Source organism: Isoptericola sp. NPDC019571 (assembly GCF_044389385.1).
Lineage (GTDB): Bacteria > Actinomycetota > Actinomycetes > Actinomycetales > Cellulomonadaceae > Isoptericola > Isoptericola nanjingensis.
In genome coordinates this window covers 278714-297125 of sequence record NZ_JBIRXZ010000002.1, presented here as the reverse complement: position 1 = coordinate 297125, position 18412 = coordinate 278714, and the positions used below count along the sequence as shown (strand labels likewise).

At 75.3% G+C, this 18412-nt stretch carries 20 protein-coding genes and 1 pseudogene; 11 read left to right on the top strand and 10 right to left on the bottom strand.

The window, feature by feature from the left end:
* Positions 1-88: 88 nt before the first annotated feature.
* A complete protein-coding gene (locus tag ACH443_RS04700) occupies positions 89-550 on the bottom strand; it encodes an anthrone oxygenase family protein (protein WP_429762333.1) in 462 nt (153 codons plus the stop codon).
* A gap of 48 nt (positions 551-598) precedes the next feature.
* On the opposite strand from ACH443_RS04700, the gene ACH443_RS04695 reads away from it, so the two are divergent.
* Both ACH443_RS04695 and ACH443_RS04690 read left to right on the top strand, forming a co-directional pair.
* A complete protein-coding gene (locus ACH443_RS04695; RefSeq protein WP_429762334.1) occupies positions 599-1069 on the top strand; it encodes a hypothetical protein in 471 nt (156 codons plus the stop codon).
* A gap of 71 nt (positions 1070-1140) precedes the next feature.
* Positions 1141-1362, top strand: a complete 222-nt coding sequence (locus tag ACH443_RS04690) for a hypothetical protein (RefSeq protein ID WP_430589598.1) — start codon at positions 1141-1143, stop codon at positions 1360-1362.
* A 3-nt stretch (positions 1363-1365) separates the two neighbouring features.
* On the opposite strand, the gene ACH443_RS04685 is transcribed toward ACH443_RS04690, so the two are convergent.
* The gene (locus ACH443_RS04685; RefSeq protein ID WP_430589597.1) at positions 1366-1758 is read right to left on the bottom strand and encodes a hypothetical protein; all 393 of its coding nucleotides are present in this window, start codon (positions 1756-1758) and stop codon (positions 1366-1368) included.
* 35 nt (positions 1759-1793) lie between these two features.
* Between ACH443_RS04685 and ACH443_RS04680 the strand changes: the two genes are divergently transcribed.
* Entirely contained in the window at positions 1794-2390 is a 597-nt protein-coding gene (locus ACH443_RS04680) for an HhH-GPD-type base excision DNA repair protein (RefSeq protein ID WP_430589596.1), read from the top strand.
* A gap of 29 nt (positions 2391-2419) precedes the next feature.
* Here the strand turns inward: ACH443_RS04680 and ACH443_RS04675 are convergent, their stop codons facing one another.
* The 3 genes from ACH443_RS04675 to ACH443_RS04665 form a co-directional block, all read right to left on the bottom strand.
* Positions 2420-3439, bottom strand: coding sequence for a ScyD/ScyE family protein (locus ACH443_RS04675; RefSeq protein ID WP_430589595.1), 1020 nt, complete (start codon positions 3437-3439; stop codon positions 2420-2422).
* 95 nt (positions 3440-3534) lie between these two features.
* Complete coding sequence (locus ACH443_RS04670; protein ID WP_430589594.1) at positions 3535-4668, bottom strand: P1 family peptidase; 1134 nt, start codon at positions 4666-4668, stop codon at positions 3535-3537.
* On the bottom strand, positions 4665-5141 hold the full coding sequence (locus ACH443_RS04665; RefSeq protein WP_429762340.1) for a MerR family transcriptional regulator: 477 nt from the start codon (positions 5139-5141) through the stop codon (positions 4665-4667). Before ACH443_RS04665 ends, ACH443_RS04670 begins: the two co-directional genes overlap by 4 nt.
* A gap of 56 nt (positions 5142-5197) precedes the next feature.
* On the opposite strand from ACH443_RS04665, the gene ACH443_RS04660 reads away from it, so the two are divergent.
* The 3 genes from ACH443_RS04660 to ACH443_RS04650 all read left to right on the top strand — a co-directional run bounded on the left by ACH443_RS04660 (position 5198) and on the right by ACH443_RS04650 (position 7773).
* A complete protein-coding gene (locus ACH443_RS04660) occupies positions 5198-6151 on the top strand; it encodes an FAD-dependent oxidoreductase (protein WP_430589593.1) in 954 nt (317 codons plus the stop codon).
* A gap of 286 nt (positions 6152-6437) precedes the next feature.
* The gene (locus ACH443_RS04655; RefSeq protein WP_430589592.1) at positions 6438-7286 is read left to right on the top strand and encodes a hypothetical protein; all 849 of its coding nucleotides are present in this window, start codon (positions 6438-6440) and stop codon (positions 7284-7286) included.
* Between the two features lie 91 nt (positions 7287-7377).
* Positions 7378-7773 (top strand): MmcQ/YjbR family DNA-binding protein, encoded by a 396-nt coding sequence (locus ACH443_RS04650; RefSeq protein ID WP_430589591.1) that lies wholly within the window; start codon positions 7378-7380, stop codon positions 7771-7773.
* Between the two features lie 6 nt (positions 7774-7779).
* Here ACH443_RS04650 and ACH443_RS04645 read toward each other — a convergent pair whose 3' ends face one another.
* Positions 7780-10098, bottom strand: a complete 2319-nt coding sequence (locus ACH443_RS04645) for a M28 family peptidase (protein WP_430589590.1) — start codon at positions 10096-10098, stop codon at positions 7780-7782.
* 117 nt (positions 10099-10215) lie between these two features.
* Here ACH443_RS04645 and ACH443_RS04640 point away from each other — a divergent pair, with 117 nt between their 5' ends.
* The 4 genes and pseudogenes from ACH443_RS04640 to ACH443_RS04625 all read left to right on the top strand — a co-directional run bounded on the left by ACH443_RS04640 (position 10216) and on the right by ACH443_RS04625 (position 14539).
* On the top strand, positions 10216-11259 hold the full coding sequence (locus ACH443_RS04640; protein ID WP_430589589.1) for an alcohol dehydrogenase catalytic domain-containing protein: 1044 nt from the start codon (positions 10216-10218) through the stop codon (positions 11257-11259).
* Positions 11260-11612: 353 nt separating this feature from the next.
* Complete coding sequence (gene corA, locus ACH443_RS04635) at positions 11613-12800, top strand: magnesium/cobalt transporter CorA (protein ID WP_429762346.1); 1188 nt, start codon at positions 11613-11615, stop codon at positions 12798-12800.
* Between the two features lie 188 nt (positions 12801-12988).
* Positions 12989-13828: pseudogene (locus ACH443_RS04630) on the top strand (AI-2E family transporter); the annotation flags it as partial.
* A gap of 243 nt (positions 13829-14071) precedes the next feature.
* Positions 14072-14539, top strand: coding sequence for a YbaK/EbsC family protein (locus ACH443_RS04625; RefSeq protein ID WP_430555886.1), 468 nt, complete (start codon positions 14072-14074; stop codon positions 14537-14539).
* Here ACH443_RS04625 and ACH443_RS04620 read toward each other — a convergent pair.
* Positions 14533-15417 carry an SGNH/GDSL hydrolase family protein gene (locus tag ACH443_RS04620; protein ID WP_430555802.1) on the bottom strand — a complete coding sequence of 295 codons (885 nt, stop codon included), beginning with the start codon at positions 15415-15417 and terminating at the stop codon, positions 14533-14535. The genes ACH443_RS04625 and ACH443_RS04620 overlap by 7 nt on opposite strands.
* Positions 15418-15598: 181 nt before the next feature.
* Between ACH443_RS04620 and ACH443_RS04615 the strand changes: the two genes are divergently transcribed.
* Entirely contained in the window at positions 15599-15964 is a 366-nt protein-coding gene (locus ACH443_RS04615; protein ID WP_430589588.1) for a VOC family protein, read from the top strand.
* Positions 15965-15993: 29 nt separating this feature from the next.
* Here ACH443_RS04615 and ACH443_RS04610 read toward each other — a convergent pair whose 3' ends face one another.
* The 3 genes from ACH443_RS04610 to ACH443_RS04600 form a co-directional block, all read right to left on the bottom strand.
* Positions 15994-16398: a hypothetical protein gene (locus ACH443_RS04610; protein ID WP_430555800.1), complete on the bottom strand. Its 405-nt coding sequence runs from the start codon at positions 16396-16398 to the stop codon at positions 15994-15996.
* A gap of 165 nt (positions 16399-16563) precedes the next feature.
* Positions 16564-17424 carry a coenzyme F420-0:L-glutamate ligase gene (cofE, locus tag ACH443_RS04605; RefSeq protein ID WP_430555799.1) on the bottom strand — a complete coding sequence of 287 codons (861 nt, stop codon included), beginning with the start codon at positions 17422-17424 and terminating at the stop codon, positions 16564-16566.
* On the bottom strand, positions 17376-18386 hold the full coding sequence (locus ACH443_RS04600; protein WP_429762351.1) for a TIGR03557 family F420-dependent LLM class oxidoreductase: 1011 nt from the start codon (positions 18384-18386) through the stop codon (positions 17376-17378). Before ACH443_RS04600 ends, cofE begins: the two co-directional genes overlap by 49 nt.
* Positions 18387-18412 lie beyond the last annotated feature (26 nt).

The window sequence follows — 18412 nt, the reverse complement described above, 5'->3', positions numbered from 1 at the left end:
CTCGATCGGCCTGTTCCAGTCCCGCGGGTCCCTGATCCTCATGCGTGCGCCTCCTGTCGGTACGGTCGTCCGAGCCGTCGTCCCGCGGTCATGCCAGCGCCAGCGCCACGCCCGCGAGCGCGCACGCCGCGGCGCAGGTGACGGTCCGCACGTGGTTGAGCCGGCTCCAGGGCCGGTCGAAGGCGGCCCACCCGGCGGCGTCCCGGTGCGCCATGACGTGGTTGTTCAGCGGCACGTTGCCCGCCGCCGTCACCCCGAGCATGCCCACGACCACCAGCACGGCGCTCGCCACGACCAGCCACGCGCCGTCGTACCCGCCGACGAGGCCGACCACCGCCGAGCCGGCCGGCACGACCACGGCCGCACCGAACAGGGTCATGAACGGGGGCCGGACGGCGTCCTCGTTGATCGCCGCGATCGCGGCGGCCGCGGCCGCGGGGTCGAGCCTGCGCAGCCCCGGCATGACGAAGGTCGAGAACGCCGCGAACACCCCGCCCGCGAGGCCGGTGACCAGCACGGTCAGCACGAGGAGCACGTCCCAGAGATCCATGGGCCCATCCAACCAGCGGAACCTCCCCCCGCGCAGCAGGATGGAGCCATGCCCGCACCGCCCGCCGTCGTCGCCGCCACCAAGCGCTTCAACCCGTACGCTCTCAAGGTCAGCTCGCGGGTGCCGCCGTGGGTCACGCTGCACCACGTGGGCCGCAAGAGCGGCCGCGAGTACCACACGCCCGTGGTCGCGTTCGCCGCCCGGGCGCCCATCGACACCCGGGTGGCGCGGGCCGGGGACCCCGTCGAGATCGGCGAGTACCGCGACATCCTCGTGCTCACGCCGCTGCCCTGGGGCGCGGACGTGGACTGGTGCCGCAACGTGCGCGCGGCGGGCTCGTACCGCCTCACCCGCAAGGGGACCGACTATCGCGCGGACCAGCTGCGCGTCATCGACGCCGACGGCGCCCGCGGGATGCTGGGCGGCTTCGTCGGCGCGGCGTCGGGGCTGATCGGCATCGAGTCGTTCCTCGTCGGGCGGCTGAGCCGCTGGCCTGTCAGCGCGCCAGGGCGCGGCTGACGAGCTCGACGGCGTCGGCCGCCGTCCCGGCCTTCAGCGCGGTCGCCGTCCGGGCCGCCGACGGAGTCGTCGTGCCCGCCGCTGCCGGTCTGCGGGCGAAGCTGGCCGTCGTCGCGGCGACGACGGTGCTGCTCGCCCTGGGGGGCACGGTCGACTCCCTGGTGGCCGTCGCGGCGCTCTCCCTGGGCATCGGCGCGCTCTGGCGGAGCACCGCGGCCGGGATCGCCACCGCGGGTTCGCCCGTGCTCGCCGGGTGCGCCGCGGTCGTCGCCGTCCGGCGTCGCGATGCCTGAGGGCTAGCCTTCACGACCCCCGGCATCCCGCGCCACCTTGGACGCCCAGGCGACCAGCGGCACCTGCAGGGGCAGCCTGGCCCATGCGATCGCCGGGTTGCGTGCCCACGAGCGGTAGCCGGGGTGGGAGTCCATCGCCATCTTCACGTTGCCCGGGAAGACGGCGACGAACAGGGCCGCAGAGGCGAGCCCGCCGACCCTCCGCGTGGCCGGGACGGCGACGGCCGCCGCGCACGCCAGCTCGGCGACCCCGCTGCCGTAGACCCACGCGCGCGGCGAACCGAGCCCGCGCGGGATCAGCCCCTCGAAGACGGCCGGGCGGACCAGGTGCAGGGCGCCGGCGGCGCCGAGCAGCCCGGCGAGCGAACCGGCGATGACGTGCTGGCCACGAGACATGCCCCCGACCGTACCCGCGGGTGGAGAATGAGCCCATGTCGACGACACTCTGGATCACCGGCGACCCCGAGACGGACACGCTGCTGAGCGACGACATGTTCGCGCTGCTCGTGGGCATGCTGCTCGACCAGCAGTACCCGATGGAGCACGCGTTCGCGGGCCCGCGCAAGATCCGCGACCGGCTGGGCAGCATCGACCCGCACGCCGTGGCGGACGCCGACCCGGACGAGTTCGTCACCCTCGCCACCACTCCCCCGGCCATCCACCGGTACGGGCGGTCGATGGCGGGCCGCGTGCAGGCGCTGGCGCGGGCGATCGTGGACGACTACGACGGCGACGTCGCGAAGCTCTGGACGACGCCCGGCGCCGAGGGGCAGGCCACCGGCGCCGAGGTGCTCGCCCGCCTGAGGGCGCTGCCGGGGTTCGGCGAGCAGAAGGCCAAGATCTTCCTCGCCCTGCTCGGCAAGCAGCGCGGGATCCGGCCGGACGGCTGGCAGGAGGCGGCGGGGCACTACGGCGACGCGGGCTCGCGGCGTTCGATCGCGGACGTCACCAGCGCGGAGTCGCTCGCCGAGGTGCGGACCTTCAAGAAGGCGCAGAAGGCGGCGGCGAAGGCGGCCAAGCAGGGCTGAGGCCCCGCTCGGCCGGCGGGGCCGCCGGCTCAGCGGCCGTGGTGCCCGTGCGAGAGCGGCACCGTCCACACCTCCCCGTCGAGGGTGACGACGTAGGCCGTGCGTCCCACGATCTCGAAGGACGTCGGCCGGTCGAGGCCGGTCGCCACCGCTCGCAGGACGCCGTGCCGACCGGCCTTCATCACCTGGCCGGTGTCCGGGTCGGCGGGCGACCCCTCGGGGCTGCCCGGGGTGAAGTGGCCCTGCGCGAGCGCGTACAGCCCGCCCCGGCCCGTCTCGACGTCGACGAGCAGCCGCCCGCCGGAGGTGATCTGATGGACGCCGTGCCGCCACGGGGTGAAGGCGACGACCTTGCCCTCGCTCGGCAGGTGGGGCACCGGGCCGGCCTCGGCCATGAGGACGGTCCGGCCGACGGTCTCCAGACCGGTCGGCACGACGTTGCCGAACGCGCGGACCTGTGTGATCGAGCCGTCCGGCGTCACGTACAGCACGCGGTTGTGGTGGCCGTCGGTGACGAGGAAGCCCCTGCGGTACGGCTCCATGGCGAACTGCAGGCCGATGGGCACGAAGAAGTCGGTCTTCGGCGGGTGGGCGATGGACCACGCGCCGAGGTCGGCGACGGGGCGCGGGACGCCGTCCCGTCCGACCCGGTACAGCCCCGAGACCTGCGGGTCGGCGAGCGACACGAGGACGTAGGCGGTGCGGCCGCGGAACGCGACGTCGAGCGCGCCGCCGGGCGTCCCCGGCTGCTGAGGGGGCAGCCCCGAGACGAAGGTCGAGGCGGCGCCGGTGCGGCGGTCGATCCGGGAGACCTCGCCGGAGACCGGTTCGGTGACGTAGAGGGCCCCGTCGGGGCCGATGGTGGAGCCGGCGCCGCCGGACAGCCCGGTGGCCAGGAGCGACGGGTCGGCGTGGTGATGGACGTGGTGGTTGCCGTGGTGGTGGCCGTGGTGATGGTCATGGTGCGACGGGGTCGCGGCGGCGGTAGCGACCGTGGTCGCAGCGAGCAGGGTGGACAGCAGGACGGCGATGATGCGTGGGGTGCGCATGGGGACCCCTCCCGAGGTGTGCGTCGTTGCACGGACGGTCGGGCTCGGCGCGGCGGCCGGGTCGGGACGTGGCGCTCCCCTCGCCGTCCTCGACGCTACGCCCGATGTCCCGCCCCGTCACGGGCCGTTCGCCCCGGCGACCACCCGGCGGCGCGCAGCCGTTCGAGCGCGCGGTCGTGCGGCAGCGCGTGCCGGGTCCCGCGGTGGCCGACGGTCGTCGTGGCCGTGAAGACCGACGCGAGCAGCGCCTCCTCGACGGCGTCCGTCGTGGCGGCGAACAGCGGGTCGAGAGCGTCGTCGGGTACGAGCGGGTCGGCGGGGTCCGCCGTCGTGAGCGCGAGGCCGTAGTCGCCGCTGCCGTGCGCGAAGTCGGAGCCGACGCGGCCCATGGCGAACACCGCGCGACGCGCCACCCGCTCCAACCGCCTGGCGTCCAGCGGGGCGTCCGTCGTCACGACGATCATGCAGGAGTTGCCCTCCGCGAGGCCGGATCCCTTCGGCACGACGTCGATCCTTTCGGCAGGAGGAGCAGCCGAGGAGATCGGCTCCGTGCCGAGAAGATCCACCGCAGGCAGCGGCACGCCCCGGACGGTGAGCGTGCCGGAGAAGTTCGACTGCACCAGCACGCCCACGGTGCGTACGGTCCCCGCCACGTCGACCCGCCGTGACGACGTCCCGACGCCGCCCTTGTAGCCGAGCGCGGCGGTCCCCGCCCCGGCGCCGACGCAGCCCTGCTCCACCGGGCCCGACGTCGCGCCGTCGAGCGCGGCGAGCACGTGCTCCTCCGTGACCGGCCGGGCGCGGATGTCGGACAGGTAGCCGTCGTTCGTCTCGCCGACGACGGGGTTGAGGGTGCGCACGTCCTCGTAGCCGGGCCACGCCAGCACGTGGGTGACAAGCGCGTCGGCGGCGCGGAACGCCGAGAGCGTCGCGGTGAGCAGGATCGGCGTCTCGATCGCGCCGAGCTGCTCGAGCTGCGTCGCGCCCACGAGCTTGCCGTACCCGTTGCCCACGAACAGCCCGCACGGGAGCGCGCGCCGCTGCCCCGGCCCGGCGCCCAGCGCGTCGGGGACGACGGCGGTCACGCCCGTGTGCAGGCGCTCGCCCTCGTGCAGGGTCGCGTGCCCGACGCGCACGCCCGCGACGTCGGTGATCGCGTTCGCCGGGCCGGTCGGCAGGTCGCCGACGACGACGCCGAGCTCGCGGGGGCCCGGCCGCGCGCCGCTCATGCCCGGCCCGCGGGGACGAGGCGCGCCGGGTGGACGTCGCGCCAGGTGCGGGAGCCGTCGACGAGGTCCTGCACGTGCTCGCGGAACCGCGGGCACGCGGCGATGTCGTGCGCCTGGCACGACAGGGCGTGCTCCGTCATGTGCCGGGAACGGTCGATCTCCGCCTGGCGCCGGTCGAGCTCGGCCAGGTGCGCGGTGAGCACCTCGTGCCGGTCGCGCGCGCCCCGCCCGGTGGACCCGGCGTCGAGCAGCACCTGGATCTGCTCGAGGCTCATGCCCGCGACCTTGGAGCTGAGGATCGTCGCCACCCGCACCACGTCGTCGGCCCCGTAGCGCCGCCGCCCCGCGCCGTCGCGGGCTGGGGCGAGCAGGCCGACGTCCTCCCAGTACCGCAGCACGTGCGTCTCCAGGCCGAACCGCTCCGCCAGCTCGCCCACGCTCCAGGTCCGTTCCGCCACCCCGCTTGACTTCATGTTGACATGAAGTCACAGCCTGGGGTCAGCACGCAACCCGACCCGAAGGAGACGCCATGAGCGACACCACCCGCCACGACCTGCACGACGCCGTGATCGTCGGCGCCGGGCCTGCCGGCCTCGCGGCCGCGCTGATGCTCGGCCGCACCCACCGCGACGTCGTCGTGCTCGACTCCGGCACCTACCGCAACGACCCCACCGACGCGATGCACAACGTGATCGGGTTCGACGGCGCCGCCCCCGCCGAGTTCCGCGCCGCCGCGCACCGCACGCTGGCCGCGTACGACACGGTCGAGCTGCGGCGCGCCGCCGCCCACGACGTCGCCCCGCTCGACCCCGCGTCGCCCGCCGACGGGTTCGTCGTGCGCACCGACGCCGGCGACGTCGCCGGCCGACGGTTGCTGCTGGCCACCGGCGTGCGCGACGAACTGCCCCCGACGCCCGGGCTGGAGCAGCTGTTCGGCACGGTCGCGGCGCACTGCCCGTACTGCCACGGCCACGAGTTCTCCGGCACGCCCGTGGCGATCCTGGGCGCCGGCCCGCACGCGCCGCGCGTCGCGGGGCTGCTGGGGCGGATCGCGAGCCGCGTCGTCGTGCTCGCCGACGGCGCGGACGTCGACCCGGAGGTCCGCGCGGCGCTCGACGCCCGCGGCGTCGCCGTCCGGCCCGAGAAGGTGCTCCGCCTGGAGCCGCTGACCCTCCCCGGCGGGCACCGGGGCGCACGGGCCGTGCTGGACGGCGATGCCGAGGACCTCGGCGGGATCATGGTCGCCCCGACGCTGCACCAGGCGGCGCCGTTCGCCGCCCGGCTCGGCCTCGAGCTGCGCGAGTCCGGCTGCGTGGCCGTCGACGCCGTGGCCCGCACGAGCCTCCCGGGGGTCCTCGCCGCCGGGGACCTGGCCCACACCGCCGACTTCCCCATGCCCGTGAGCTCCGTGACCGCGGCGATGGCGGCCGGGCAGCTCGCCGCCGCGTCCATCGACGCCGACCTGCTGGCGTCGACCCCCTGACCGACTCGCGCGCACGGTACGACGGGCAGGACGGCCGCACGAGTCGCCGCCACCTGTTCGTCGTCACCCGTCCGCACGCGGAACACACCGCCGCCGCGCGTCGTCGACCGCACGCACGGCTCGCCGCGCGGCGAGTTCATTCCCCGTCGAGGCGGCGGGCTTCGCCACCTTCGCCACGTCGCCGGGTGCGATCACCCACCTCACCCACGACGACGGGTGGGGCAACCGGACGCTCGTCGGCCTCGGCTCCGCGTCCCCTCTGACGGCCGACCACTAGGCTCGCCGCATGACCTCAGCGCACCCCCTGCCGCTCGGCCCTGCCCCGCGACCCGCCACCGGCGAGGACCTCGCCGACCGGCTCCGCGCCCTCGCGACCAGGGCGGCCGGGGCGGGCGTGACCGGCCTGGACCGGGCGCACCTCACCGCGACGCTGGACGGCGCGGACGTCACGTCGCTCGACGCGGACCTCACCGGCGTGGCGTTCGGCGCCCAGCAGAAGGCGCCTGGCGCCGTGTGGCAGCCCGGCGCGATCACCGCGCGCGAGGACGGCACCGTGCGCCGCCTGCGCGTCGACGCCCACCCGCTCACCGCCGTCGACCTGCCCGTGGACGTCACCGCCGAGGCCGAGGGGCTGCGGTTCACCTGGGTCGAGGGCGTCGACGGCCAGGTCGGGTTCGAGCCGGTCGAGCCCGACGACGCGCACCCGGTGACCGGGCACGCCCGCGTCGCCGTCTCCCGCGCGGGCCTGGTCGCGACCGTGCACGGCCTGCTCGCCGTCTCGCTGCAGTCCCAGGGCATCACGCTGAGCGACCTGGACGTGCACCTCGAGTCGCACGGCCCCCGCGCGGCGGGCGTCCGGATCGAGGCGAAGGTCCGCAAGGGGTTCCTGTCCGCCGGCGTCTCCGCCACGGCGTCGGCGTCGGTCGACGCGGCGATGGTGCTGACCGTCGGCGACGTGCGCATCTCCAGCGGCAACCCGCTCGTCGCCGCGATGCTCGGCGCCGTCCGCGGCCGCGTCGAGGCGGCGGCGAACCGCCGCGTCGACCTCGCCGCCGCGCTGCCGCCCGGGGTCCGCCTCGCGGACGTGCGCCTCGACGTCGGCGAGGAGCTGGTGCTCAGCGCCCGGCTGGGCTGAACCCCGGCGCGCTTCCGCCCGTCCGAAGCCGGCCTCCGGTCCTCGCGTGGCTCGACCCGGCGCTGTCGGTGGGCCGTGCGAGATTCGGGGCATGCCCGACCGCCCCGACGTCCCGCTCGCGCTCGTCGCTCGGCTGCGCGGGCTGCTCGAGTTCCCGGAGTGCGCCGAGGAGGACGCCTGGACCGGCGTCCGGTGGCGGGTGCGCCAGGCCACGGTGGCGCACGTCTTCGGCGGCGAGGACCAGCTCTTCCGCGTGACGTTCCGCGCCGAGCCGCAGGAGGTCCGGGCGTTCGAGCACCTCGGCCACCCGTACTTCCGCGCCGGCTGGGGCGCCAACGTCGTCGGAGTCGTCCTGGACGACGCCACCGACTGGGACGAGATGGCGGAGCTGCTCACCGACTCCTACTGCCTCCAGGCGCCGCGGCAGCTGGCTGACGCCGTCGACCGGCCGGAGCCGCCGGACGACGGCGCGGCGACCGCCCGCTGACACTTGTCAGAGCGAGACCGACGTCCCGACCAGCACCAGCTCGGAGGTGTGCGACCCGGCCACGCCGACGCCGGTGGGCCGCTCGACGAACCCGGGCAGGCCCTCCAGCCCGCCGCCGGCGGCGACGACCCGCAGGTCCAGCGGCTGCCCGGCCGGCACGGTGAGCGTCACCTCGAAGCCGTCGTCGCCCGGGGCGTAGAAGCGGGTGTCGAGGGCGCCGCCGCCGACCGGGACCTCGCGGCCCGCCACCGTGGCGCTCTCCACGCCGGCGGCGTTGAGCTGCACGTAGCGCAGGGCGCCGGCGGTGCCGATCGGCGCCCCCTCGCCCGGGGTCACGCGCAGCGTGAGGACGCGCGCGTCCCCCGCGGGCTCGGCGTCCTCGACGTCCACGACGGGGGCGGGCAGGTCGGCCGCCTCGGCGTCGCCGGCGTGCACCTCGCCGTCGAACATCGGGAACGGCTCGGACAGGTCGGTCTCGGTGTCCACGAACTGCGCGGTCCAGTCGCTCGGGGTGCCCTCGTCGGAGACCCAGTGCGCCGAGCCCGTGTCGGCGTCCAGCGCGTACGCGAGCCGGGTGGGCTCGGGGTGCTCGGCGTCGAACGGGTCGACGACGAAGCCGACGACGAGCGCGACGACGCCCACCGCCGCGCACCCGCCCACCAGCCCGAGCGCGCGGCGCCGGCCGCGGGGCCACAGCACCGCGAGGACGGGGGTGAGCACCAGCGCGAGCAGCGCGGCGACGACCGCGGGCGCGGCGCCCGTCGCGAGGCCCAGCGCCGGGAAGAACAGCAGCACGATGGGCACCAGCAGGACGACGCCCACGGCCGCACCCAGGGTCACGACCACCCGGCGGCCCACGACGCCGCGCGCCACCCGCAGCGTGAGGAGCCCGGCGACGGCGCCCGCGAGCGCCGGCAGCGCGGCAAGGTAGGAGCCGCCGGGCGTGACGGCGGCGAGCACGACGCCGAGGACGGCGAGCCAGCCGAGCGCCCCGACGGCGAGCGCCACCCCGCCGAGCGACCGGCGCAGCCCGAGGAACCAGGCGGTCCACACCGTCGCGACGATGCCGAGCAGGGCGACGCGGAAGCCCCACGGGCGCCACGGGTCGAGCATCTCGTCGTACCCGGGCCGCACCAGGCCCATGACCCACCACAGGACGATCGACCCGACGACGGCGCCCGCGAGCGGGAGCAGCGCGGACGCGAAGCCCAGGGCGAGGGCGCCGGCGGTGGTCCGCTCGCCCCGCACCTCGCGCCGGCGGGCGACTGCCACGGCGAGCGCGCCGACCGCGAGCACGGCGGCGACGGCGAGGGGCCACACCAGCCGGCCCGGGTAGCGCGCGAGCACCCCGCCCGGCAGCGGGAAGTAGGTGGCGTCGTCGGCCGACGGCGTGGCGAGCGTCGCCGCGTCGGCGTCGCCGAGCTCGCGCGCCAGGGCCAGCATGTTGGCGCCGTGGTGCTGCAGGCTCGCCGTCGACATCCGCTCGGGCGTGTCCTGCGGCGCGTGGTAGGTGGCGGACCCGTCGATGTACGCCGAGTTCAGCCCGGTGAAGCGCCCCTCCGGGTCGTCGAGGAACGGGGAGAAGTCGGTGTCGTTCGGCAGGATCCGGTAGACCTCGACCGCCATCGAGCTGCCCACGGGGTACGGCACGTGGGAGTACGCGTCGACGAGGGCCGCGTTGCCGTCCGAGGTCTCGAACATGATCGCCGGGCCCGACGAGCCGCGGGCCTCGACGTTGACCACGACTCCCCCGTCCGCGGCGCGCGGGTCGGCGTGCGCGAACGCCTCCGCACCGCACAGGCACGCCTCCTCCGCGTCGGTGAACACGAGGACGAGGTCGTTGCGCAGCGGCTCGCCCTCCCCGAGCGCGCGGGCCGTCTCCAGGAGCGTCGCGACGCCGGCGCCGTCGTCGTTGGCGCCGTGCGACACCTCGGCGGAGTCGTAGTGCGCGACGAGGAAGACCGGTCCTGTCGAGTCGGTCCCCGGGATCGTGGCGACGACGTTCTTCGTGGCCGCGACGCGACTCTGGTCGCCCAGGCGCCCGGACATGCCGACGCCGTCGGTCACCTCCGGGTCGAGCCCGAGCTCCTCGAGGTCCGCCACGATCGTGTCGCGGACGGCGGCCGCGGCGGCCGTGCCGTGCGGGTGCACCTCCCCGCCGACCGCCTCGACGGTCGCGAAGGCGCGCCCGGCGCTGAACTCGTCCGCGGCGGCGTCCGCCGACCGCGGGGACGGCGGCAGCACCGACCAGACGGCGAGCGCGGCCAGGACGAGCAGGAACAGGGAGCACGCGAGCGACGTCGCCCGCGACCGGGTCTGGGTCACCCGGGCACGCTAGCGGCGCCCGCGCGCCGTGTCCCAATCGTGATACGCGCCGTCTCACGTCGACCGCCGCCTGGACGGCGGCCCGACCGCCTGGTGGATCGATGGTTGGATCGCCCCGTGCGCGCGATGACGTTCGACCGGTTCGGCGGCCCCGTCACGGTCCGCGAGGTGCCCGACCCCGCGGCGCCGCCCGGCGGCGTCGTGGTGCGCGTCCACGCGAGCGGCCTGTGCCTGAGCGACTGGCACGCGTGGGCAGGCCACGACACCGACATCACCGCCCTCCCCCACGTGCCGGGCCACGAGCTCGCCGGGGTCGTCACGGCGGTGGGCGACGGCGTCACGCGCTGGAGCGTGGGCGACCGCGTGACGTCGCCGTTCGTGTGCGGCTGCGGGCGCTGCGGCTGGTGCCGCTCCGGGCAGGCGCAGGTCTGCCCCGACCAGACCCAGCCGGGGTTCACGCACGCCGGGTCGTTCGCGGAGCTCGTCGTCCTGCACGCCGCCGACACCAACCTCGTCGCCCTGCCGGACGACGTGGACGACGCCACCGCAGCGAGCCTCGGGTGCCGGTTCGCCACCGCGTACCGCGCCGTCGCGGGCCGGGCCCGCGTGCGCCCGGACGAGCGGGTGGTCGTGGTCGGGGCGGGCGGCGTGGGCCTCAGCGCCGTCATGGTCGCGGCCGCGCTCGGCGCGCGGGTGGTGGCCGTCGACCGGCACGACGGCGCGCTCGAGTCCGCGCGCCGGGCCGGGGCCGCGCACACGGTCCGCGCCGACGGGGACGTCGACGTCGCCGCCGCGGTGCAGGACCTCACCGGCGGCTGCCACGTGAGCGTCGACGCCGTCGGCAGCGAGCGCACGTGCGCCGACGCGATCGGCAGCCTGCGCCGCCGCGGGCGGCACGTGCAGGTCGGCCTGCTGCCGCCCGTCGACGGCCACCCCCGCGTGCCGATGTCCCGCGTGATCGGCTGGGAGCTGGACGTGCTCGGCAGCCACGGGATGGCCGCCGCCGACTACCCGGAGATGCTGGCGCGGGTCGCCGACGGCACGCTGCGCCCCGCCGACCTCGTCGACCGCGTCGTCGGCCTGGACGAGGGCGCGCGGCTCCTCCCCGGTCTGGCGGGCACCCCGCGCGACGGGATGGTCGTCGTCGACCCGCGACGCTGACCGGACGCCGGGCGGCCACGCCCTGCACGTCGCGGAGATCACCCCGCCGGGCGCCTCCTGGTCGTGGCCCGGCCGCCCGGTCGGGGCTATGCTGGCCGACGGCCTGAGCAGCCGCGGCGACCGCCGCAGGACGACGAGGGAGGTGCGCGCCACATGACCCGTAGCGAGCCTCCCAGTAGTCCGAGCCGCGACTGACGGCTCCCCGCCCGGCCACGACGCCGGGCGGCCGCGGCGCACGCGCTCCTGACCCTGCGCCGCCGATCCTCCGAGTGCCCCGACGTCCGGGGCGCCCCAGCCGCAGTCGCGGGACCGACGTCCTCGTCCCTGCACGCCCTGCACGCTCGGAGTCCGCCATGTCCGTCACCTCTGCCCGCGCGTCCGCCGCCCGCACGACCCGCACCCGTCCCCTGCTCGGCGCGCTGCGCCCGCGCCGCGCCACCCCGGCCTCCGGCGCCGGCGGCCAGCTCGGCAGCGCCCGCCCCGACGCGGCCACGGCGCGCCGCGACGTGCCCGGCCGCTCGTCGATCGTCGAGTCCGCCCTGTACGACGCCGACGGCCGCCGGGTCGCGAGCTTCACGCGCCTCGCCGACACGTTCCGCGAGCTGCGCGCCCACCCCGGCGGCATGGCGTGGATCGGTCTCGAGCGGCCCGACGAGAACGAGCTCGCCCAGCTGGCGCGCGAGTTCGACCTGCACCCGCTGGCCGTCGAGGACGCGATCGTCGCGCACCAGCGGCCCAAGATCGAGCGCTACGGCGACACGCTGTTCGTCGTCCTGCACGCCGCGCGGTACCTCGACCACGCGGAGGAGGTGGAGTTCTCCGAGCTGCACGTCTTCGTGGGCCCCGACTTCGTCGTCACGGTGCGGCACGGCGCGTGCCCCGACCTGTCGGGCGTGCGCACCCACCTCGAGGCGCACCCGGCCATGCTGGCCCGCGGGCCGGAGTCGGTGCTGTACGCGATCGTGGACCGCGTCGTCGACGACTACGCGCCCGTCGTGGCCGGCCTCGACGGCGACATCGACGAGATCGAGTCCGAGGTGTTCGGGGGCGACGCGGCCGTGTCCCGGCGCATCTACGAGCTCTCGCGCGAGGTGGTCGAGTTCCAGCGCGCGGTGCGCCCGCTGCAGCGCGTGTGCGGCTCGCTCGCCAAGGGCGCGGAGAAGTACGGCGTCACCGAGGAGATGCAGGCGTACCTGCGCGACGTCGCCGACCACCTCACCGAGGTCGCGGACCGCGTCGAGTCGTTCCGCGCCGCCCTGCGCGACATCCTCACCGTCAACGCCACCCTCGTGGCCCAGCGGCAGAACGAGGAGATGACGCACCTCACCGAGGTGAGCATCCGCCAGGGCGAGGAGGTCAAGAAGATCTCCGGCTGGGCGGCCATCCTCTTCGCCCCGACCCTGGTCGGGACCGTCTACGGGATGAACTTCGACGACATGCCCGAGCTGCACTGGGCCTGGGGCTACCCGGCGGCCCTCGTCGCCATGCTCAGCGTGAGCGTCGCGCTCTTCGCCGTCTTCCGGTGGAAGCGCTGGATCTGAGCGGGGCCGCGCCTGAGGGCCGCAGCCGCGTGGTCGCACGCGCCGCCGCCGGTCGCGGTCGCTAGGGTCGCGGGGTGACCTCGACCGCGACCACTGCGCCCGGCAGCCCGACCACCGGCCCCGGCGGCCTCAACCCCGCGACCCGCACCCTGCTGGCCCTCGGCGGTGCCGTGCTGGTCCTCGCAGGCATGTACTGGGCGCGGGACGTCCTGTCGCCCGTGTTCCTCGCCGCGGTGATCGTCATCATCTGCCACCCGGTGCGCCGCCCGCTGGAGGCCCGGGGCTGGCCGCGCTGGGCGGCGACCACGGCCGTGATCGTCGTCGCATACCTCATCCTCGCGGCCCTGCTCGCGATGCTCGTCTTCGCCGGCTTCCAGTTCGCCGACCTGGTGACCGAGTACTTCCGCGACCTCGAGCAGTCGGTGAGCCAGATCGCCGCGCAGTTGGCCGAGCTCGGCCTCGACACGCAGGTCACGGACGCGGCGACGTCGTTCCTGGAGCCCTCTCGCCTGCTGTCCCTGGCGGGCAGCGTGAGCGGCATGGTCCTGTCGATCGCGACGGCGTTCTTCTTCGTGCTCGCGTACTCCATCTTCATGGCCGCCGACGCTGCCCGGTACGCGACCGCGTCCCGCGTCTTCGGCGCCACGCACGCGGAGCAGATCGGCCGTGCGACGCGGTTCAGCACCGGTGTGCGCCGCTACTTCGTGGTCAACGCGACCTTCGGCGCCGTCGTCGCGATCGTCGACGGCTTCGCCCTCGCGCTGCTCGGCGTCCCCGCCCCCGTCGTGTGGGCGATCCTCGCGTTCGTCACCAACTTCATCCCGAACATCGGGTTCGTGCTGGGCCTGGTCCCGCCGCTCGTCATGGCGTTCGTCGTCGGCGGATGGCCCCTGGCCCTGGCCGTCGCGGCGGTCTACTGCGTCGTCAACGTGGTGCTCCAGGTGCTGGTGCAGCCCAAGTTCGTCTCCGACGCCGTGAGCCTCAGCCTCACGCTGAGCTTCATGTCGGTCGTCTTCTGGACGTTCGTCATCGGCCCGCTCGGCGCGATCCTCGCCATCCCGCTCACCCTGCTGGTGCGCGCGCTCGTCCTCGAGGGCGATTCGCGCACCGTATGGCTCCGCTGGCTCTCCGGGGACGACGTCACGCCCGACGACGAGCGCCCCGACGCGGCCGGCCAGGCAGTGCCGGCCGCGACGCCCACGACGACCGCCGTCGCGGCGGGTCCGGACGCCGCGCCCTCCCACCCCGCCGTCGACCGCGTCCGCGCCTCGCTGGACGCGGCCGGGGCCCGCGGCGAGATCCGGTGGCTCGACGACCACGCCACCACGGCCGCGCTCGCCGCCGAGGCGCTCGGCGTCCCGGTCGGCGCGATCGCGAACTCGCTGCTCTTCACGCTCGACGACGAGCCCGTGCTCGTCATGACCAGCGGCGCGCACCGCGTCGACACCGCGTTCCTCGGCGCCCGGCTCGGCGGCCGCCTGGCGCGCGCGAGCAAGGAGACGGTGCGCGACGCCACCGGCCAGGTGATCGGCGGCGTCGCGCCCGTGGGCCATCCTGCGCCGGTGCGCACGCTGGTCGACGTCGACCTGCGTGTCCACGACGTCGTGTGGGCCGCGGCGGGGCACGCGAAGACCGTGTTCCCCACGTCCTACGACGAGCTGGTGCGGATCACGGGCGGCACGCCGACACCGGTCGCGCCGCCCGCGGAGGGGTCCCCGGCCGCCCCGGACGGTCAGTAGCCCAGCGCGTCCAGGGCCGCGTCCGCCATCGCGCTCTCGCCGCGCGCGTTCGGGTGCACCGGCACCACGTTCGTGCCGAACAGCAGCGGCTCCACCCAGCGCTCCCCGGCCGGGGCGCAGGCGTCGCGGCCCTCGCTACGCTCCGCGAGGTCGACGAACGTCGCCCCCGTCTCGTCGGCGGCCCGCTCGATGACGCCGTTGAGCGTGGCCTGCAGGTCGCGCAGGTAGGGCACGTCGCCGGCCGCGACGGGAAGCTTGGCGAAGCACCCCTTCTCCTCGGGCACGATCCACGGGTAGCCGAGGATCGCGACCTCGGCGTGCGGGGCCCGGGCCATGATGTCCTCGAGTGCCTTCCGGACGGCCGGGTACGTGGACTCCTCGACCTGGCTCGTGAACCGGTCGCCGTAGGTGCGCTCGCACGGGTTGCCGCGCCCGGCCGTGAGGGCTCCGGCCGAGCCGCAGGCCAGCAGCGCGCCGATGAACGTGCTGTTGTCGTTGCCGCCGATGGTGAGCGTGACGAGGTCGGCGTCCTCGGTGACGGCGTCGAGCTGCGGCGCGACGCGGGGGTACTGGCGCTCGGTGAGGTCCGCCGTCTGCGCGGCGCCGCAGGTGACGTCGACGAGGTCCGCGCCCAGCCGGTCCGCGACGAAGTGGGGGTAGTTCAGGGTCGTGCGCAGGCAGGCGAGCGGGGCGTCGGGATCGGGCGGCAGGATGCCCGACCCGGCGGAGTACGAGTCGCCGAGGGCGACGTACCGCAGCGGGTCCGGCGCCGCCCCGGCGGGCGCGGCGGTGGCGACGAGGCCGACGGTGGCGACGATGCCGACGGCGGCGGAGGCCGCGGCGAGGGCGGTCCGGCGAGTGCGACGTGCGAGGCGCATGACAACTCCCTTGTTGTGTCCGCAAGCGTTCGACGGTGAACGCCGAGACCGAGTATCACGACATGCGACGGCGTCTACCAGTCGACGCGCCGAGGATCCTTGCCCCCGGCACCCGCCCTGCCGGCCGCCGGGCCGGGACTAGCGTGGTGACCCACCGCACGGACGAGCGAGGAGCACGACGATGGCTCACGGCGACATCACGCACATCGACATCCCGGTGACGGACAAGGAGCGCGCCAAGGGCTTCTACTCCGGCCTGTTCGGCTGGCAGATCGAGGCACCGCCGGGGTTCGAGGACTACCCCATGTGGCGGGCGCCCAACCAGATCAGCGGGGGCGGGCTGGCGCCGCGCGGGGAGGGCTTCGAGCAGCCGCGCAGCTACGTCGAGGTCGACTCCATCGACGAGGCGCTCGCCCGCGCGCGCGACCTGGGCGGCACGGTGCTCATGGAGAAGTCCGAGATCAGCCCCACCAGCTGGTGGGCGATTCTGGAGGACCCTGACGGCAACCGGATCGGCCTCTACGAGGGCACGACCGACGCCGGCTGAGCCCCCACGGGCCGGCCGCCCGGGGCGCCTCAGCGGGCGAAGAGCACCCGCCCGTCGGGGTCTCCCTCGCGGCGGGGGCGCAGCGCCGCCGGGGCCGGCCACGGCAGCTCGAAGCGCTCGACGGCGACGTCGATCGCGCCGAAGTCGTCGGTCTGCACGACCACGTGGTCGGGCGTGACCTCGACGAGCCTCACGCGCAGCGGCTCGCCGCCGTCGCGCTCGAGCGTCCAGACGTCGGCCATCCACGACAGGCCGGTCGACTCGAGGGCCTCCTCGGCGTCGGTCCAGTCGAGCGGCCCGCTCACGTCGCGGCCGAGGAGCGACACGGCCACCCAGCCGTCGCCCTCGGGGCGCAGCCAGCCCAGCGCCTCACGGTCGTCGGGGCGGCGGTGCTCGATCCAGTCCGCGGGCAGGGAGGTCTCGGGCGCAGGCATGTCGGCACGGTAGGCGACACCAACGGTCCCGGGCGAGCGGAATCCGGACCCCGCGGGGTCCGGTACTACCTCGCGGCGTTCCGTACTACCTCACGAGGTTCCGTACTACCTCACGGGGTTCCGTACTACCTCACGGGGTTCTGTACTACCTCACGGGGTTCTGTACTACCTCGCGGGGTCGGTGCGGGCCCCGTCGGCGACCCCGCGCGCGTAGGCCTCGGCGCTGCCCTCGCGGAACAGGTCGTCGGCGCTGGGGCGCACCAGCGAGCGGGCGCCGGGGCCGTCGGCCTCCGGGCCCTCCCCCGCGCGGACGTGCCGCGCGAGGCCGCGCACCACCGCGACGGGTCGGCCCTCGGCCTTGCCGCGCACCAGCTCGGACGCGGCGGCGACCTCGTCGGCGACGGCGGTCACCGTGACCGACAGCGGGCGCCCGTGCGCGTCGACCCCGCCGCGCAGGTCGTCGACGACGTCCACGCCCGCGGCGCCGATCGCGATGTCGGTGAGCCCGTCGCGCCAGGTCCGCCCGGCGGTGTCGGTGACGACGACGCCGAGCCGGTCCAGCCCGAGCCGCGCGCGCAGGGCGGCCCGCAGCGCGCGCGCCGAGGCGTCCGGGTCCTCGGGCAGCAGGAGCACCGTGCCGTCGGGGGTGTTGGAGGCGTCGACGCCGGCGGCGGCCATCACCAGGCCCAGCCGGTTCTCGACGATGCGCAGGGGCGGCTGCCCGTCGGGCCGCGCGCGGGTCGCGACCACGCGCACGGTCTCGTCGGTGATCGCCTGCTCGCGGTCGGCGGCGCGCACCACGCGCCCCTCGGCCTTCGAGACGATCTTGGAGGTCACGACGACGACGTCACCCTCGGCGAGAGGGTCCCCCGACGCCGCGCCGTCGGCGGCCAGGGCGTCGCCCACCAGCCGCGCCAGGTCGTCGCCGGGCCGCACCTCCGGGAACCCGCCGGGCGCCCAGACGGTGAGCCGAGCGCTCACCGCGCCAGCTTCGGGAGCACCTCGCGGCCGAAGACCTCGATCCATTCCTTCTGGTTGCGTCCCACGTTGTGCAGGTAGATCCGGTCGAAGCCGAGGTCGACGTACTTCTGGATGGCCGCACGGTGCTCGTCCGGGTCGGCGCTGATGACCATGCGCCCCTCGAAGTCCTCAGGACGCACCAGCTTCGCCATCTGGGCGAAGTCGTGCGGCGAGCGGATGTCGGCCTTGGGGAACTTCATGCCGCCGTTGGGCCACTCGGTCATCGCGTTCGCGAGCGCCTCCTCGTCGGTCTCCGCCCACGACATGTGCACCTGCAGCACCTTGGGCATCCCCTGCGGGTCACGACCGGACTCGCGCACGCCGTCGTCGAACTTGCCGAACAGCATCTCGATCTTCTCCAGCGGCGCCCCGACGGTGATGAGTCCGTCGGCGTGCCTGCCGGCGCGCTTGGCGGTGATCGGGCCGGCCGTGGCGACGAGGATCTCCGGCGGCACCTCGGGCATGGTCCACAGCCGCGTGGACTCCATCTTGTAGTACTGCCCGGAGTGCTTGACGTCCTTGCCGTCGATGCCGGACGCGAAGAGCTTCTTGATGATGTCGATGGCCTCGAACATGCGGTTGATCCGCTCGGGGGCCTCGGGCCAGTAGCCGGCCACGACGTGCTCGTTAAGCGCCTCGCCGGACCCCAGGCCGAGCCAGTGCCTGCCGGGGTACATCGCGGCGAGCGTGGCCGACGCCTGCGCGACCATCGCCGGGTGCCAGCGGAACGTCGGCGCGGTGACGCCGGGGCCCAGGTCGCCGCGGGTGCGCTCGCCGAGCGCCGTCAGCACGTTCCACACGAAGGCCGCCTCGCCCTGCTGCGGCACCCACGGCTGGAAGTGGTCGGCGGCCATGACGCCGGAGAAGCCGTGCTCCTCCGCGTAGGCCGAGTACTCGACGACGTCGGTGGGGTGGAACTGCTCGAGCATCGCGGCATAGCCGATGGTCAGGTCGGGGTTCGCAGCCATGGTTCCGACCCTATCCCCGGCTGACG

Coding starts and splice junctions, on each gene's coding strand:
- ACH443_RS04700 (WP_429762333.1), bottom strand. CDS start 550: ATGGATCTCTGGGACGTGCTCCTCGTGCTGACCGTGCTGGTCACCGGC.
- ACH443_RS04695 (WP_429762334.1), top strand. CDS start 599: ATGCCCGCACCGCCCGCCGTCGTCGCCGCCACCAAGCGCTTCAACCCG.
- ACH443_RS04685 (WP_430589597.1), bottom strand. CDS start 1,758: ATGTCTCGTGGCCAGCACGTCATCGCCGGTTCGCTCGCCGGGCTGCTC.
- ACH443_RS04680 (WP_430589596.1), top strand. CDS start 1,794: ATGTCGACGACACTCTGGATCACCGGCGACCCCGAGACGGACACGCTG.
- ACH443_RS04675 (WP_430589595.1), bottom strand. CDS start 3,439: ATGCGCACCCCACGCATCATCGCCGTCCTGCTGTCCACCCTGCTCGCT.
- ACH443_RS04670 (WP_430589594.1), bottom strand. CDS start 4,668: ATGAGCGGCGCGCGGCCGGGCCCCCGCGAGCTCGGCGTCGTCGTCGGC.
- ACH443_RS04665 (WP_429762340.1), bottom strand. CDS start 5,141: ATGAAGTCAAGCGGGGTGGCGGAACGGACCTGGAGCGTGGGCGAGCTG.
- ACH443_RS04660 (WP_430589593.1), top strand. CDS start 5,198: ATGAGCGACACCACCCGCCACGACCTGCACGACGCCGTGATCGTCGGC.
- ACH443_RS04655 (WP_430589592.1), top strand. CDS start 6,438: ATGACCTCAGCGCACCCCCTGCCGCTCGGCCCTGCCCCGCGACCCGCC.
- ACH443_RS04650 (WP_430589591.1), top strand. CDS start 7,378: ATGCCCGACCGCCCCGACGTCCCGCTCGCGCTCGTCGCTCGGCTGCGC.
- corA (WP_429762346.1), top strand. CDS start 11,613: ATGTCCGTCACCTCTGCCCGCGCGTCCGCCGCCCGCACGACCCGCACC.
- ACH443_RS04620 (WP_430555802.1), bottom strand. CDS start 15,417: ATGCGCCTCGCACGTCGCACTCGCCGGACCGCCCTCGCCGCGGCCTCC.
- ACH443_RS04615 (WP_430589588.1), top strand. CDS start 15,599: ATGGCTCACGGCGACATCACGCACATCGACATCCCGGTGACGGACAAG.
- ACH443_RS04610 (WP_430555800.1), bottom strand. CDS start 16,398: ATGCCTGCGCCCGAGACCTCCCTGCCCGCGGACTGGATCGAGCACCGC.
- cofE (WP_430555799.1), bottom strand. CDS start 17,424: ATGGATCGAGGTCTTCGGCCGCGAGGTGCTCCCGAAGCTGGCGCGGTG.
- ACH443_RS04600 (WP_429762351.1), bottom strand. CDS start 18,386: ATGGCTGCGAACCCCGACCTGACCATCGGCTATGCCGCGATGCTCGAG.